The 14,746-nt window shown below is 64.1% G+C and carries 16 protein-coding genes; 6 read left to right on the forward strand and 10 right to left on the reverse strand.

Annotated features, from left to right (window positions below):
- Nucleotides 1-3: 3 nt before the first annotated feature.
- Nucleotides 4-657 carry a DNA-3-methyladenine glycosylase family protein gene (locus tag KGA65_RS13030; protein WP_225863562.1) on the reverse strand — a complete coding sequence of 218 codons (654 nt, stop codon included), beginning with the start codon at nucleotides 655-657 and terminating at the stop codon, nucleotides 4-6.
- A 1-nt stretch (nucleotide 658) separates the two neighbouring features.
- The gene (cysS, locus tag KGA65_RS13035; RefSeq protein ID WP_225863563.1) at nucleotides 659-2,035 is read right to left on the reverse strand and encodes a cysteine--tRNA ligase; all 1,377 of its coding nucleotides are present in this window, start codon (nucleotides 2,033-2,035) and stop codon (nucleotides 659-661) included.
- 137 nt (nucleotides 2,036-2,172) lie between these two features.
- Here cysS and KGA65_RS13040 point away from each other — a divergent pair, with 137 nt between their 5' ends.
- From KGA65_RS13040 to KGA65_RS13055, 4 genes are read left to right on the forward strand one after another with little or no spacing between them, the layout of a single operon-like run.
- Nucleotides 2,173-2,751: a peptidylprolyl isomerase gene (locus KGA65_RS13040; RefSeq protein ID WP_225864105.1), complete on the forward strand. Its 579-nt coding sequence runs from the start codon at nucleotides 2,173-2,175 to the stop codon at nucleotides 2,749-2,751.
- 2 nt (nucleotides 2,752-2,753) lie between these two features.
- The gene (locus KGA65_RS13045) at nucleotides 2,754-3,257 is read left to right on the forward strand and encodes a peptidylprolyl isomerase (protein WP_225863564.1); all 504 of its coding nucleotides are present in this window, start codon (nucleotides 2,754-2,756) and stop codon (nucleotides 3,255-3,257) included.
- Nucleotides 3,250-4,047 (forward strand): UDP-2,3-diacylglucosamine diphosphatase, encoded by a 798-nt coding sequence (locus tag KGA65_RS13050; RefSeq protein ID WP_225863565.1) that lies wholly within the window; start codon nucleotides 3,250-3,252, stop codon nucleotides 4,045-4,047. Before KGA65_RS13045 ends, KGA65_RS13050 begins: the two co-directional genes overlap by 8 nt.
- Nucleotides 4,048-4,055: 8 nt before the next feature.
- On the forward strand, nucleotides 4,056-4,844 hold the full coding sequence (locus KGA65_RS13055) for a M90 family metallopeptidase (protein ID WP_225863566.1): 789 nt from the start codon (nucleotides 4,056-4,058) through the stop codon (nucleotides 4,842-4,844).
- Nucleotides 4,845-4,920: 76 nt separating this feature from the next.
- Here KGA65_RS13055 and clpA read toward each other — a convergent pair whose 3' ends face one another.
- Both clpA and clpS read right to left on the reverse strand, forming a co-directional pair.
- Nucleotides 4,921-7,230, reverse strand: coding sequence for an ATP-dependent Clp protease ATP-binding subunit ClpA (gene clpA / locus KGA65_RS13060; RefSeq protein WP_225863567.1), 2,310 nt, complete (start codon nucleotides 7,228-7,230; stop codon nucleotides 4,921-4,923).
- A complete protein-coding gene (clpS, locus tag KGA65_RS13065; RefSeq protein WP_225863568.1) occupies nucleotides 7,227-7,583 on the reverse strand; it encodes an ATP-dependent Clp protease adapter ClpS in 357 nt (118 codons plus the stop codon). Before clpS ends, clpA begins: the two co-directional genes overlap by 4 nt.
- Before the next feature lie 235 nt (nucleotides 7,584-7,818).
- Here clpS and KGA65_RS13070 point away from each other — a divergent pair, with 235 nt between their 5' ends.
- Entirely contained in the window at nucleotides 7,819-8,043 is a 225-nt protein-coding gene (locus KGA65_RS13070) for a cold shock domain-containing protein (RefSeq protein ID WP_225863569.1), read from the forward strand.
- Between the two features lie 117 nt (nucleotides 8,044-8,160).
- On the opposite strand, the gene icd is transcribed toward KGA65_RS13070, so the two are convergent.
- The 3 genes from icd to hemN form a co-directional block, all read right to left on the reverse strand.
- Nucleotides 8,161-9,414 (reverse strand): NADP-dependent isocitrate dehydrogenase, encoded by a 1,254-nt coding sequence (gene icd / locus KGA65_RS13075; protein ID WP_225863570.1) that lies wholly within the window; start codon nucleotides 9,412-9,414, stop codon nucleotides 8,161-8,163.
- Nucleotides 9,415-9,547: 133 nt separating this feature from the next.
- Complete coding sequence (locus KGA65_RS13080; protein ID WP_225863571.1) at nucleotides 9,548-10,246, reverse strand: sulfite exporter TauE/SafE family protein; 699 nt, start codon at nucleotides 10,244-10,246, stop codon at nucleotides 9,548-9,550.
- A 2-nt stretch (nucleotides 10,247-10,248) separates the two neighbouring features.
- Nucleotides 10,249-11,658: an oxygen-independent coproporphyrinogen III oxidase gene (gene hemN / locus KGA65_RS13085; RefSeq protein WP_225863572.1), complete on the reverse strand. Its 1,410-nt coding sequence runs from the start codon at nucleotides 11,656-11,658 to the stop codon at nucleotides 10,249-10,251.
- Nucleotides 11,659-11,822: 164 nt separating this feature from the next.
- Here hemN and fnr point away from each other — a divergent pair, with 164 nt between their 5' ends.
- Complete coding sequence (gene fnr, locus KGA65_RS13090) at nucleotides 11,823-12,557, forward strand: fumarate/nitrate reduction transcriptional regulator Fnr (protein WP_225863573.1); 735 nt, start codon at nucleotides 11,823-11,825, stop codon at nucleotides 12,555-12,557.
- Between the two features lie 62 nt (nucleotides 12,558-12,619).
- Here the strand turns inward: fnr and KGA65_RS13095 are convergent, their stop codons facing one another.
- The 3 genes from KGA65_RS13095 to ccoG form a co-directional block, all read right to left on the reverse strand.
- A complete protein-coding gene (locus KGA65_RS13095) occupies nucleotides 12,620-12,901 on the reverse strand; it encodes a hypothetical protein (protein WP_225863574.1) in 282 nt (93 codons plus the stop codon).
- A 65-nt stretch (nucleotides 12,902-12,966) separates the two neighbouring features.
- Entirely contained in the window at nucleotides 12,967-13,248 is a 282-nt protein-coding gene (locus KGA65_RS13100) for a nitrogen fixation protein FixH (protein WP_225863575.1), read from the reverse strand.
- A gap of 23 nt (nucleotides 13,249-13,271) precedes the next feature.
- Complete coding sequence (gene ccoG / locus KGA65_RS13105; protein WP_225863576.1) at nucleotides 13,272-14,744, reverse strand: cytochrome c oxidase accessory protein CcoG; 1,473 nt, start codon at nucleotides 14,742-14,744, stop codon at nucleotides 13,272-13,274.
- Nucleotides 14,745-14,746 lie beyond the last annotated feature (2 nt).

Consider the following 14,746-nt stretch of genomic DNA (forward strand, 5'->3'; position numbering starts at 1 on the left):
AGATCAGTAATCGACGGGCAGCGGATCGAGGCTGCGCCACAGGTACCAGGTGGCCACCGAACGGTACGGCGCCCAGCCTTCTCCCAGCTCACGCGCCTCGGCACGCGACACGGGCTCGCCGCTGAAGTAGCGGTTGCTGATGCCCTTGAGCAGGCCCAGGTCGTCAAGCGGCAACACGTTGGGGCGCATGAGGTGGAAGATCAGAAACATCTCGGCCGTCCAACGACCGATGCCGCGGATTGCCACCAGCTCGTCGATGATGGCTTCATCGTCCATGTGCTGCCACTGCGGCACATGGACCTCGCCCTCGACGAAATGCCTGGCCAGATCCCGCAGGTATTCTGCCTTGCGCGCCGACAGACCGGCAGCGCGCAAGCTAGGGGTCTCCTGCGCCAGGACGAGCGTGGGATCAATCGCGTAAGAGGGGCCGCCCAGCAGCGCGGCGAACTTGTCCCAGACCGATTGGGCCGCCTTGACCGAGATCTGCTGCCCGACCACCGAGCGCGCCAGCGTGGTGAAGGCGTCGCCCCGGCTTTGCAGACGGGCCTCACCGAACTGGGGGATGAGCTTCTTCATCACCCGGTCGCGCTTGGAAAGGTACTTGCAGGCGTCGTCCCAGTAACCGGGGGTGACGCCTAGACTGGATGCATCTGCCACGTCAGGCCTTCACCCAGGTGGTGCCTTGCGGCGAATCCTTGAGCAGGATCCCGGCCGCGGCCAGTTCGTCGCGGATGCGGTCGGCGGTGGCAAAGTCGCGTGCTGCCTTGGCCGCCTGGCGTTCGGCAATGCGGGCTTCGATGGTCGTGGCATCCAGCGCCGTGCCCGCCTGCAGGAAGCTCGCGGGCGGCTGCTGCAGGATGCCCAGCACCTCGCCCAGCCCCTTGAGCAGGCCTGCCAGTGCGGGCTGGGCACTGCGGTTCAATTCGCTGGCCAGCTCGAACAGCACGGCCATGGCGCCGGGCGTGTTGAAGTCATCGTCCATCGCGGCGCGGAACGCCTGCGCGGCCGGCAAAGACCAGTCCACCGGCACGGCAGCCTGCGCCTCGTACGGTGCCAGCGCGGTGTAGAGGCGCCGCAGCGCCTGCCGAGCGTCGTCCAGATGGGCGTCGCTGAAGTTGAACGGACTGCGGTAGTGCGTGCGCAACATGAAGAAGCGCAGCGTCTCGCCGTCGTAGTCCTTCAGCACATCCCGGATGGTGAAGAAGTTGCCCAGCGACTTGGACATCTTCTCGTTGTCCACGTTCAGGAAGCCGTTGTGCATCCAGACGTTGACGAAGGGTTGTTCGTTGGCCCCCTCGCTCTGGGCGATCTCGTTCTCATGGTGCGGGAACTGCAGGTCCAGCCCGCCGCCATGGATGTCGAAATGCGGCCCCAGCAGCGCACAGCTCATGGCCGAGCACTCGATGTGCCAGCCCGGCCGCCCCGGCCCGAACGCCGACGCGTACTTGGCATCCTCGGGCTCCTCGGGCTTGGCAGCCTTCCAGAGCACGAAGTCCAACGGGTCCTGCTTGCCATCGCCGACGGCCACACGCTCGCCAGCCCGCAGATCGTCCAGCGACTTGCCGCTGAGCTTGCCGTACCCCGGGAAACGCCGCACCGCGAAATTGACGTCGCCGTTGTCGCCCTGGTAGGCCAGGCCCCTGGCCTGCAGCGTGCCGATCATCGACAGCATCTGGGGGATGTAGTCGGTGGCCCGCGGTTCGTGCGTCGGCGGCGTGATGCCGATCGCGGCGATGTCGGTCCGCATCGCGGCGATCATCTCGTCGGTCAGCGCCCGGATGCTGATGCCGCGGTCCAGGGCGCGACGGATGATCTTGTCATCGATGTCGGTGATGTTGCGCACATAGGTGACGTCGTAGCCGCTGGCCCGCAGCCAGCGGTAGACCACATCGAAGGCCATCATCATCCGCGCATGGCCCATGTGGCACAGGTCGTAGATGGTCATGCCGCAGACGTACATGCGCACGCGGCCGGGTTCGATGGGAGTGAAGGGCTCAACCTGACGGGTGAGCGTGTTATGGATGCGCAACGTCATCGGGGAAACGGCTGGCGCACCGGCTGCCATGCCCCCGTGGACCCACGGGAAAACAGCCGGCTGACGCTCGATACAATCGGGTGAGTATAGCCAAGGAGCCCTTGAACGTGACCGCTACCCTGTCCCGCGTGCCCCGGATGACCCACCCCATTTCCCTCGGTACCAGCCATTGGGCGGCTATCGCGCTGCTGTGCTTGGGTGCCCTCACACCGGCCTGGGCACAGAAGGTGAAGCTGGCCACCACGGAAGGCGACATCGTGCTGGAACTGGATCACGACAAGGCGCCCAAGACCGTCGACAACTTCGTCCAGTACGTCAAGAGCGGCCAGTACAACGGCACCATCTTTCACCGCGTGATCGACGGCTTCATGATCCAGGGGGGCGGCTACACCCCCGACCTGAAGGAAAAGCCGACCCGCGCGCCCATTCCGCTGGAAAGCCGCAACGGGCTGCGCAATGTCCGTGGCAGCCTGGCCATGGCCCGCACGATGGTGCCGGATTCGGCCACCGCACAGTTCTACATCAACGTCGCCGACAATCCGGCGCTGGACCAGCCCAATGCCCGCGATGGCGAGGGCTATGCCGTGTTCGGCAAGGTGGTCCAGGGCATGGACGTCGTCGACAAGATCAAGGCCGTGGCCACCGGCAACAAGGCCGGCTTTGCCAATGTCCCCGTGCAACCCATCCTGATCAAAAAAGCCACGCTGGAGAAATAAGCATGACCAAGACCGTTGAACTGACCACTTCTGCCGGCGTGATCCGCCTTGAACTGGACGACACCAAGGCCCCCGTCACGGTGGCGAACTTCCTGTCCTATGTGAACAAGGGCCACTACGACGGCACCGTGTTCCACCGCGTGATCAAGAGCTTCATGGTCCAGGGCGGCGGCATGACGGCCGACATGAGCCAGAAGTCGACCGACGCCCCGATCCAGAACGAGGCCAACAACGGCCTGAAGAACGACAAGTACACGATCGCCATGGCGCGCACCAATGCGCCGCACTCGGCCTCGGCCCAGTTCTTCATCAACACCAAGGACAACGACTTCCTGAACTTCACCAGCGAGTCGCCCAGCGGCTGGGGCTATGCCGTGTTCGGCAAGGTTGTGGCCGGCACCGACGTGGTCGACACCATCGAGAAGGTGCGCACCGGCCGCAAGGGCTTCCACGACGACGTGCCGCTGGAAGCCGTGGTGATCGAGAAGGCTGTCGAGATTGCCTGAATCCCTGGCTGCCCAGGCCTCCCCGGGCGCAGCCCCCGCCATCGCGGAGCTTCGGCTGCCGGCGGTCTGGCAGCGCCTGGTCTTCATCTCGGACCTGCACCTGTGCGAGGAACTCCCGCGCACCGGGGCAGCGTTCGAGTCGCTGCTGGCGACGGTGCAGGCCGATGCGCTGTTCATCCTGGGGGACCTGTTCGAGTACTGGGTGGGCGATGACATGCTGGCGCAGCCTTTCGAGGCCCATTGCGCCAACGCATTGCGCCAGGCCACCGCCCGGCTCCCCATCCACGTGCTGCGCGGCAACCGCGACTTCCTCCTCGGCGAGCGCTTCTTTGCAGCCACTGGCTGCGTGGATCTGGCCGACCCCACGGCGTTGCGCGCCAGCTGGGGCGAATCGCTGCTGGTCACCCATGGGGATGCCTTGTGCATCGCCGACACGGCCTACCAACAGTTCCGGGCCCAGGTGCGGCAACCGGCCTGGCAGGCCGCCCTGCTGGCCCGCCCGCTGGAAGAACGCCTCGCCTTGGCCAGGCAGATGCGCGCCGCCAGCCGAAGCGGTGACCGCGCACCTGAGAGCTACGCCGATGCCGACCCCGCGCTGTGTTGCCAGTGGCTGGAAGCGGTAGCGGCCCGGCATCTGATCCACGGGCATACCCACCGCCCGGGTCGCGACCGGCTGCCCTGCGATGGCTGGCGGGATGTGCTCAGCGACTGGGAGCTGGACCAGCCGCAGCCACGCGCCGACATGCTGATCTGGTCGCGCGAAGGCGTTCAGCGCCAGTCCCTGGTCTGAGGGCGCCCATGGGCTGGTGGGCACGCTGGCGGGCCTGGCGGGAACGCCGCAAGCGCGCCCGCCACGAGATTCCGCGCCCCCTGTGGCATCAGGTGCTGGCCCACTACCCTTTTCTGGCAGCGTTGCCCCCACCGGAACAACAAGCCCTGCGCGACCTGAGCGCCAGCTTCCTGGCCCGCAAGGAGTTTGCCGGGGCCCATGGCCTGCAGGTGTCCGACGAGATGGCGGTAGCCATTGCCGCCCAAGCCTGCCTGCCGATCCTGAAGCTGGACCTGTCGCTCTACGACCGCTTCGTCGGCATCGTGGTCCAGCCCGATGAAGTCGTCGCCCGCCGCCATGTGATGGACCCGGACGGCGTGGTGCACGAATATGACGAGCCCCTGTCCGGCGAGGCCATGTCCGGCGGCCCCGTGATGCTCTCCTGGCCAGACGTGGCCGAGGCCGGGGTGCTGGCCATCGATGGCTACAACGTGGTGATCCACGAGTTCGCCCATGTGATCGACATGTGCAATGGCGAGGCCGACGGCATCCCGCCCTTGCCCAACGCCAAGGTGTTGGCGCATTGGATTTCGGTGATGGACACGGCCCTGGACGAATTCCGTCAACAGCTGGCGGCGGGCCACCCCACCCTGCTGGACCCCTACGGCGCGGAAGGACCACAGGAATTCTTTGCCGTTTCGGTCGAAGCCTTCTTCGTCAACCCGCAGCCGTTTCGCGCGCACCATCCCACGCTGTACGAACTGCTGGCAGGCTACTTCCGGCAGGACCCCGCCCACCGTACACGCCTCGCGCCGTAGGCAGCAACCGTTCCGCGCCACCAAGGTAGAAGGGCCCGCCGAAGCGGGCCCTTTCGGATGGGGAGGGCCGCCCGCTTCAGGCCGCCGCGGCTTCCGCCTTGGGCTTGTCCCCGCTCTTGCCGGCCGGCTGGATGTCCAGCTGAACCTGACCTTCGGCATCAACATCCACCGTCAGGCGGCCGCCATCGACCAGACGGCCGAACAGCAGCTCGTCGGCCAAGGCCTTGCGGATGGTGTCCTGGATCAGGCGCTGCATCGGCCGCGCCCCCATCAATGGGTCGAAGCCGCGTTTGGCCAGGTGCTTGCGCAACGCGTCGGTGAAGGTGACCTCCACCTTCTTCTCGGCCAATTGCTGTTCCAGTTGCAGCAGGAACTTGTCGACCACCCGCAGGATGATCTCCTCGTCCAGCGCACGGAAGTTGATGATCGCGTCGAGGCGGTTGCGGAATTCCGGTGTGAACAGACGCTTGATGTCCCCCATCTCGTCACCCTGCTCGCGCTTGGTGGTGAAGCCGATGGTGGACTTCTGCATGGCCTCGGCCCCCGCGTTGGTCGTCATGATGATGATGACGTTGCGGAAATCAGCCTTGCGTCCGTTGTTGTCGGTCAGCGTGCCATGGTCCATCACCTGCAGCAGCACGTTGAACACATCCGGATGCGCTTTCTCGATCTCGTCGAGCAGGAGCACCGCATGGGGCTTCTTGGTGACGGCCTCCGTCAGCAACCCGCCTTGGTCGAAACCTACGTAGCCCGGAGGCGCACCGATCAGCCGGCTGACCGCATGACGCTCCATGTACTCAGACATGTCGAAGCGGATCAGTTCAATGCCCAGGATGTAGGCCAACTGCTTGGCCACCTCGGTCTTGCCGACACCAGTGGGGCCGCTGAACAGGAAGGCGCCGATCGGCTTGTCCGCCCGGCCCAGCCCGGAACGGGCCATCTTGATGGCGGAGGACAAGGCCTCGACCGCCGGGTCCTGGCCGAACACCACGCTCTTGAGGTCGCGATCCAGGCTCTTGAGCTTGCCACGATCGTCGCTGGACACATTGGCCGGCGGGATGCGGGCAATCTTGGCCACGATGTCCTCGACCTCGGCACGCGTGATCGTCTTCTTCTGCCGGCTCTTGGGCAGCACACGCTGGGCCGCGCCGGCCTCGTCGATCACATCAATGGCCTTGTCGGGCAGGTGGCGGTCGTTGATGTACTTGGCGGACAACTCAGCCGCAGCCTGCAAGGCCCCCAGGGCGTACTTGACACTGTGGTGTTCCTCAAAGCGCGACTTGAGGCCCTTCAGGATCTCGACCGTCTGCTCGACCGAAGGCTCGACCACGTCCACCTTCTGGAAGCGGCGGGAGAGGGCCGCATCCTTCTCGAAGATGCCACGGTATTCCTGGAAGGTCGTCGCCCCGATGCACTTCATCGCGCCGCTGGACAGGGCCGGCTTCAGCAGGTTGCTGGCGTCCAGGGTGCCACCTGAGGCTGCACCGGCCCCGATCAGAGTGTGGATTTCGTCGATGAACAGGATGGCCTTGGGCTGCTCCTTGAGCTGCTTGAGCACACCCTTGAGCCGCTGCTCGAAGTCACCGCGGTACTTGGTCCCCGCCAGCAGCGCGCCCATGTCCAGCGCATAGACTGTGGCATCGGACAACACCTCGGGCACATCGCCTTCGGTGATCCGCCAGGCCAGGCCCTCGGCGATGGCCGTCTTGCCCACGCCCGCCTCCCCCACCAGCAGCGGGTTGTTCTTGCGGCGCCGGCACAGCACCTGCACCACCCGCTCGACCTCGGCCTCTCGGCCGATCAGAGGATCGATCTTGCCTTCCTTGGCCTGCTGGTTGAGGTTGGTGGTGAACTGTTCCAGCGGGGAACCCTTGCCCTCGCCGCCCTCTTCCTTGTCGCCTTCAGGGCCACCGCCTTCGTTGGCACCCTTGGCCGGCTCCGGCGGATCGGACTTCTTGATGCCATGGGCGATGAAGTTCACCACATCCAGACGGGTGACGCCCTGCTGGTGCAGGTAGTAGACCGCGTGCGAATCCTTTTCACCAAAGATGGCCACCAGCACGTTCGCGCCGGTCACCTCCTTCTTGCCACCGCCAGTGGACTGCACATGCATGATGGCGCGCTGGATCACGCGCTGGAAACCCAGCGTCGGCTGGGTGTCCACCTCATCGGTGCCCCCCACGGTGGGGGTGTTCTCGCGGATGAAGGCCACGAGGCTCTTGCGCAGATCCTCGATGTTGGCCGCACAGGCCCGCAGGACCTCGGCGGCCGAAGGGTTGTCCAGCAAGGCGAGCAGCAGGTGCTCCACCGTGATGAACTCATGGCGTTGCTGCCTGGCCTCGACGAAGGCCATGTGCAGGCTGACTTCCAGTTCTTGCGCGATCATGCGGCCTCCATAATGCATTGAAGCGGATGTCCAGAGCGACGTGCTGCGGCGAGCACCAGTTCGACCTTGGTCGCGGCAATGTCCTTGCTGAACACCCCGCACACCGCACGCCCCTCATGGTGGATCTTCAACATGATTTGGGTGGCGGCCTCAAGATCAAGCCTGAAATATTCCTGCAGCACCATCACCACGAACTCCATCGGGGTGAAATCGTCATTCAGCATGACCACTTGGTACATGCGAGGAGGACGCGTACGCTGTGCCTTGCGCTCGGCAACGACCGCCCCCTGCCCATCATCGGGCTTGGTCGTCGGAATCGCCCCGGGGGGCGATGAGGGTCGGTTCGAGGGCATGAATTCAGTATAGCCAGTTGATCGCCCGTGCACACAGGTAGGAAATGGTCACCCGCCCTGGTGAAGCACATGCCTTGAAAAGCAGACCGATCACCCCCATATCCGCGGCATCCGGCGAGCCGGCTGAGTGCTTCATCTTCATGCACGACCCCGTGCAGCCGGGGAGATTGACACAGCCCGAGCTCCTGCCAAGAATGACGCAACAAAAGCCCGAAAAGGGCCGCAGGAGGAAGAGATGGAAGCCATTGGCACTGTGAAATGGTTCAACGACGCCAAGGGGTTCGGCTTCATCGAACCCGAAAGCGGCGGCGGCGATGTTTTTGCGCACTTTTCAGCCATCCAGATGGATGGCTTTCGCACCCTGAAGCAGGGTGGCAAGGTGCGCTTTGAGCTGGTGGAAGGCCCCAAGGGGCAGATGGCGCAGAACATCCGCCCGCTCGAGGAGCAGGTTCGCTCCTGAGCAGACCTCCACGCCGGCCTCCAGCGGGTCGGTGGCTTGCCCAATGAAAAAGCCCGGCACCGCTGCTCGCGGTGCCGGGCTTTGTGCATGGACGCGGCAAAATGCCGCGCCTCAATCTCACATGTTGTCGATCAGCACCTGGCCGAAGCCCGAGCAGGACACCTGGGTGGCACCGTCCATCAGACGGGCGAAGTCATAGGTGACCTTCTTGCTCAGGATGGACTTTTCCATCGCGGAGATGATGGTGTCCGCCGCTTCCGTCCAGCCCATGTGACGCAGCATCATTTCGGCCGACAGGATTTCGGAACCCGGGTTCACATAGTCCTTGCCTGCGTACTTCGGGGCGGTGCCGTGGGTGGCTTCGAACATCGCCACCGAATCCGACAGGTTGGCCCCTGGCGCGATGCCGATGCCGCCGACCTGGGCGGCCAGAGCGTCGGAGATGTAGTCGCCGTTCAGGTTCAGCGTGGCGATCACCGAGTACTCGGCCGGACGCAGCAGGATCTGCTGCAGGAAGGCATCGGCGATCGAGTCCTTCACCACGATGTCCTTGCCGGTCTTCGGGTTCTTGAACTTGCACCACGGGCCGCCATCGATCGGCTCGGCGCCGAATTCCTTCTGCGCCAGCGCATACGACCAGTCGCGGAAGCCACCTTCGGTGAACTTCATGATGTTGCCCTTGTGGACGATGGTCACGCTGGGCTTGTCATTGTCGATGGCGTACTGGATGGCCTTGCGCACCAGACGTTCGGTCCCTTCGCGCGAGACCGGCTTGATGCCGATGCCCGAAGTTTCCGGGAAACGGATCTTCTTGACGCCCATTTCCTCGATCAGGAACTTGATGACCTTCTTGGCCTTGTCGCTCTCGGCTTCCCATTCGATGCCGGCATAGATGTCTTCCGAGTTCTCGCGGAAGATCACCATGTTGGTCTTCTCGGGCGCCTTGACCGGAGACGGCACGCCGGTGAAGTACTGCACCGGACGCAGACAGACATACAGGTCCAGTTCCTGGCGCAGCGCCACGTTCAGCGAGCGGATGCCACCGCCAACCGGCGTGGTCAACGGACCCTTGATCGACACGACGTAGTCGCGCAGCACTTCCAGCGTCTCGGCGGGCAGCCAGACATCCGGACCATAGATCTTGGTCGACTTCTCGCCGGCGTAAATCTCCATCCAGTGGATCTTGCGCTCGCCGCCATAAGCCTTGGCCACCGCAGCATCGACCACCTTGATCATCACGGGCGTGATGTCAAAGCCCGTGCCGTCACCCTCGATGTAGGGAATGATCGGGTTGTTCGGCACGGTGAGCGAGAAGTCCGCGTTCACGGTGATCTTCTGCCCACCCTCGGGCACCTTGATGTGCTGGTACATGTCGCTTGGCTCCAGGCGTCGTTATGAAAAGAGGTTCCAGAGTCTGAAATTCTAGTTCAGACCGACTGTCTTTCGCCTGACGTTTGTCCGCAGAAACCACCCCGCTCGGAAATGAGCACAGGCACCAGGGTTCTCAGGAGAAACAATAGGCGGCGACCCGCATCCACAGGTCATGCCCCAGGGCCCAGGCCGATGCCCCCGCCAAGGCCGCACCGGACAGACGCACAGCCCAGGCGGTGACACCGCCCCCCAGGGTTGCCTGGTGGCCCCACCAACGCAGCAAGAGCGCCGGGGCGGCCCCCAGGGCCACCGATGACGCCAGGGCGAAGACCCCCATCACTGCGGCGCCGCCCAGTGGACCATTGGCCAGCGCCGCCACCACCAGGGCCGACTGAAGCAGCCCGCAAGGCCAGGCCACCCAGACCACGCCAGCGCCCAAGGCCTTGGACGGCCCGCGCATGGCCTGCCAGCCGTGGGCATCCGGTGCACTGCGATGCCCGTCCCGCCCCAGCCGGTCCAGCCAGGCGGGCTGCCGCCCCATCAGCAGCAGCCAGACCCCCAACGCCAGCGCGGCCACGTGCGCCAGCACCCACAATGGCCGCAAAGCCGGAGACCACTGCCCCAGACTGCCCAAGACCGCCACGCTGGACGCGGCAACCGCCCCGGCCGTGGCATAGCCCAGGATGCGCCCCAGATGGAACCCCATCCAGGTCGAGCGCCCGCCGCCACAGCCCTTCACCACGGCGGCACTGGACGCGCCACACATGGCCACGCAGTGCACCGTCCCGGCCAGCCCCATCATCAGGGCACTGAAAATCAGCGCGAAGTTCACCGTCAGATGATGCGCGAAAACCGTTCCCGCATGCGGTCTGCCTGCAGATGTTTGTCAAACGCCATCGCGATGGCCCGCACGAAGAACCAGCCCTTGGCCGTCACCTGAATGGCGCCGGGCTCGCGCGTCACCAGCCCCATCTCCACGTAAGGAGCCAAGGAGGCCAGTTCGCTCTTGAAATACTCGGGCACCTTGATCAGGTGGGCCAACTCGATGGACTCGAACTCCAGACGCCCCTGGCACATCAACGCCATGATCACCGCGCGACGCAGGAGGTCGTCCCGGGTCAGGGCCAAACCACGGACCACCGGAAACTGACCTTGGCGCACCGCGTCATAGTATTCCGGCAGGGTCTTGGCATTTTGGCTGTAGGTGGCCCCCATGCGCCCGATGGCCGACACCCCCAGGCCGATCAAGTCGCAGTCGGGCTGGGTGCTGTACCCCTGGAAATTCCTGTGCAGGCGCCCCTGCCGCTTCGCTGCGGCCAAGGCATCGCCCGGCAGGGCGAAATGGTCCATGCCGATGTAGACGTAGCCGCCGGCCAAAAAGCCCGCGATGGCGCCCGACAACATCGCCACCCGATCCGCCGCGGGAGGAAGGTCGGCCGAATCGATGCGCCGCTGCGGCTTGAAGCGCTGCGGCAGGTGGGCATAGGCATACAACGCGATCCGGTCCGGCCGCAACTCGCTCACCTGGCGGATGGTGGTGGCAAAGGACGCTGGATGCTGCTTGGGCAAGCCGTAGATCAGATCCACATTCACCGACTCGTACCCCAGCGCTCGCGCCTGCTGGACCAAGTCCCGCACGCTCTCGAACGGCTGCACACGATGAACCGCCTTCTGAACATCCGGGTCAAAATCCTGCACCCCGAAGCTCAGGCGATTGAAGCCCATCTCGCGCCATCGCGCCAGGCGCTCCGCCGAGGCCGTGCGGGGATCCACCTCGATGGAAATCTCCGCCCCGGGGGCCAGCTGGAAGGCACGCCCCAACGACGCCATCAGACGCTGAAGCTCCGCGTCGCTCAGAAACGTGGGAGAGCCACCGCCCAGATGCAACTGAGACACCACCTGCGGCTCCCCCAGGACCCTGGCATGCAGATCAATCTCCAGATCCAGCGCATCCAGGTACTCCGTGGCGCGCTCGTGGTGCTTGGTGATGACCTTGTTGCAGGCACAGTAGTAGCACACGGACTCACAGAACGGGATATGGATGTACAGGGAGAGCGGCGGCTTCCCGCCCACCACGGCCCCCTCCGCCCGCTGCCGCAGGGCACAGGCATAGTCCTCTGCCCGGAACGCCTCGACGAACCGGTCGGCCGTTGGATAAGAGGTGTAACGCGGCCCCGGCACATCGAACTGTTGCAGCAGTTCCACCGGCAGCGTCACGGCATCTGTGTCTGATGTCTGAACCATGCCGGCATGGTGCCAGCACGCACGCCCCCCGGCTTGATTTGACTCAAGCCAGCACCGATACCGACGCCGCAGCGCCCGACAACTTTTGTCCTCCCCGTCAAGAGGCCACACGCCCCGGATGTCCGCTTTTCGCCCCCTCTTGGGGCTTCATTCATAATGTGCGCATGACCGACGCCACACAAGTGAAACCGGACGCGTTCAAGGTTGCGTGTTCCAGTTGTAACCTGCGCGAACTCTGCCTGCCTGTGGGGTTGGGCAGGCCGGATCTTGAGCGCCTTGATGCACTCGTGGCCACCCGCCGCAGCGTTGCCCGCGGCGATACCCTGTTCCGTGCTGGCGACCAGTTCCAATCCCTTTATGCCGTGCGCACGGGTTTCTTCAAGACCTGCGTGTCATCCGAAGACGGCCGAGACCAGGTCACCGGCTTCCAGATGGCCGGCGAGTTGCTGGGACTGGACGGTATCAGCAATGACCGCCATTCCTGTGATGCCGTGGCGCTTGAGGATTCGCAGGTCTGCATCATCCCCTACGGCCAGCTGGAATCGCTGTCCCGTGAATTCACCGACCTGCAGCACCAGTTCCACAAGATCATGAGCCGCGAGATCGTGCGCGACCATGGCGTGATGCTCTTGTTGGGCAGCATGCGTGCCGAAGAGCGTCTGGCGGCCTTTCTGATGAACCTCACGCAGCGCCTGCAGGCCCGCGGCTTCTCGGCCTCTTCTCTGATCCTGCGCATGACGCGCGAGGAGATCGGCAGTTACCTGGGACTCAAGCTGGAAACAGTGAGCCGCACCTTCTCCAAGTTCCAGGACGACGGCCTGCTGGAAGTGAAGCAGCGTCAAATCCGCATCGTGGATCAGGACGGCCTGCAACAGCTGATCAACGGCACGCCCTGCTGAGCGAGGCAGAAGACAGGAATGCCTCCCCGGCAGTGCGCGGGCGGGGGTGAGGCGGGGCCGCCTCAGACGGGAAACGTGCGTCCAGAGGATCCACCGGCATCGCCCTCAGGCCCGGACAGCAATTGCGTCAGGGCCGACGCCGTCGCAATGACGCCCCAGAACAGGAGAAAGGTCACCGAGTAGATGGTGTCCTTGCTCCAGTCGATGCGTTCCTCCCCGAACCAGTGAAGTTCAGCGGGATCGACCACCGCGAAGACCAGCCCCTCGGCCACTCCGGCCATCAGGAATGCAGGCCAGAGAATGCACAGCCACCGCACCGCGCACGAACGCACCGATTCAGACATGTCCTCGCTCCTTTTCTCAGACCTGAACGCCTGAGCGGGAAGCGGCAATGCCTGAATGACAGGCCTTACCGTTCCTGCTTGGGTGTCGCCGCGTGATTGCGGGCCGCCAACGCAGGCGTCATGGCGTCCACCCCTTCACGGGCCTCGGAGGCACCACCCGACTCGTCCTTCAACAGCACCGGATCAGCCCCCCGCACAGCCACCACGGCCGACACGACACTGGCGATGACCACAATCAAGGGGCCGGAAATCACCATCCACACCATCGGATGCCGCCACCATGGCTTCTGGACATCGTCTGCCTTGGAAAGAGGACCTGCAACAGGGGAAACTTCGGATATGGTCATCACAGTAGGGCTCAACGAGTGGGTCAGCGCGGCACCATGAAGGTGGACTTTTCGCTCACCTCGACCGACTGGGTCTTGGCATCGTGCGGCATCCGTTCCACCTTGAACTGGATGGGGTGCATGCCGCTCCCGGATTGCTGGGCTGATTCGAAGGGAATTTGCGCGTTGACAGTGATCCAGCGCGCCTCGGCCGGTGCCAGTTCAAATTCGGTCGGCCCTGCAATCATGATGGCCGGCAGCCCCTGCACCTCGACACGATAGCGCTGCACTTCCTCGGCCGAGTTCATGATCTGGACACGGTAGACATTCTCGACTCGCCCGTCATCGACGATGCGGGCCAGAGAAGCGCGATCCCTCACCACATCGACGCGGAAGGGGCTGCGCAAGGCGATGCTCACGGCAAAGGCTGCGACGATGGCCACCAGGATGCTGGTGTAGATCAACACGCGCGGACGCAGGATCCGACGGAACATGCTGCCACGGTCCAGGTGTTGTTCCAGACCGTTCTCGGTTGCATATCGGATCAATCCGGGCGCATACCCCATCTTGTCCATGATGCCGTTGCAGACGTCGATGCAGGCCGCACAGCCGATGCACTCATACTGCAATCCCTTGCGGATATCGATGCCGGTCGGGCAGACCTGCACACACAGGCCGCAATCCACGCAAGACCCCAATCCCAGCTTGGCCGGATCGGCCTTCTTGGAGCGCGAACCACGCGGCTCGCCTCGCTCCGTGTCGTAGCTGATGATCAGCGTGTCACGGTCGAACATCACGCTTTGGAAGCGTGCGTAAGGGCACATGTACTTGCAGACCTGTTCACGCATGTAGCCCGCGTTGCCATAGGTCGCGAACCCATAGAACAGCACCCAGAACCACTCCCATGGGCCGAAGCTCAGGGTCAGGGCTTCCTGCCCCAGGATGCGGATCGGGGTGAAATACCCCACGAAGGTGAAGCCGGTCCACAGGCCGAACAGAATCCAGGCGCCCTGCTTCCCAAGCCGCCGCCACAGACGGTTGAAAGTCCAAGGGCCCTCGTCCAGCTTCATGCGCTGGGTGCGGTCCCCTTCGAACACCCGTTCGAACCACATGTAGATCTCGGTGTAGACCGTCTGGGGACAGGCATAGCCGCACCACAGCCGCCCCGCCACCGCGGTGAACAGGAAGAGGCTGTAGGCCGAAACAATCAACAGGCCTGTCAGGTAGATGAAGTCCTGCGGGTACAGAACCAGGCCAAAAATATAAAAACGGCGCGAGGCCAGATCGAAAAGAACGGCCTGACGGTCGTTCCAGGTCAACCACGGCAAACCGTAGAAAACAATTTGCGTGAGCCAGACCAAAACCCAACGCCACGTGGCAAACCAGCCACTGACGGCACGGGCATAAATCTTCTTTTGCTTTTGATAGAGCGACACCACCGCCGCTGTACTGTCACGACCAGAGTCCGGTGCTTGTCCTGCCGGAGATGAAGAGATAGGGGTGGTGGTATCGCTCATAA

Origin of the sequence: Ideonella benzenivorans, assembly GCF_020387415.1 — a bacterium.
GTDB classification, from domain to species: Bacteria; Pseudomonadota; Gammaproteobacteria; order Burkholderiales; family Burkholderiaceae_C; genus Ideonella; species Ideonella benzenivorans.